At 37.1% G+C, this 622-nt stretch carries 1 protein-coding gene; it reads left to right on the forward strand.

Going from position 1 to position 622, the window contains the following annotated elements; translation table 11 throughout:
- Positions 1–622: phage tail protein (locus tag ACFIO3_RS15015; RefSeq protein WP_375704774.1), on the forward strand; the 622-nt coding region annotated here is incomplete at both ends.

Consider the following 622-nt stretch of genomic DNA (forward strand, 5'->3'; position numbering starts at 1 on the left):
CGGGCGATGATGCAGCGCGTACGAGAATATCTTGCAGATAATGGTGGATCTATTGACTCAAGCTTTATGGTAAATGCGGAAGATAAAACAACATTAATTACCTTAAAGACAGTTTCACCAATAAAGAAATACAACAATGATATCATCATACGTTTTAAAGCTCGTGGCACAAATATTGGCACGACGACAATAACTGTTAATAATATAGGAGAAAAGCTTATCTATAAAGCCACTGATGTGGGGGTTATCCCCTTAGAAGGGGGAGAGCTGCAAAGAGGTGGCATTTATGAAATGGTATATAATAATGGTGTTTTAATAAAAGAGCATGAAGGGTGGTATTTATTAAATCCTACACCACCAAAAATAGAAAATTTTCCTGCTGGATTCATTGCAACATTTGCTATGCAAAGTGTGCCAAATGGTTGGCTTTTATGTGATGGTAAGTCCTATAAGTGTGAGGATTATCCGCAGTTATTCAAGGCAATAGGTGATAAATGGGGGAAAAACAGCTATGGAACTTTTAAAGTTCCTGATTTTAGAGGTATGTTTTTACGCGGCTTTGATGATGGCCGTGGTTTAGATGGTGGTAGAAAATTTGCAGATAAACAACAAGATAGCATAA

The organism is Bartonella sp. AD328YNZD (assembly GCF_042196425.1).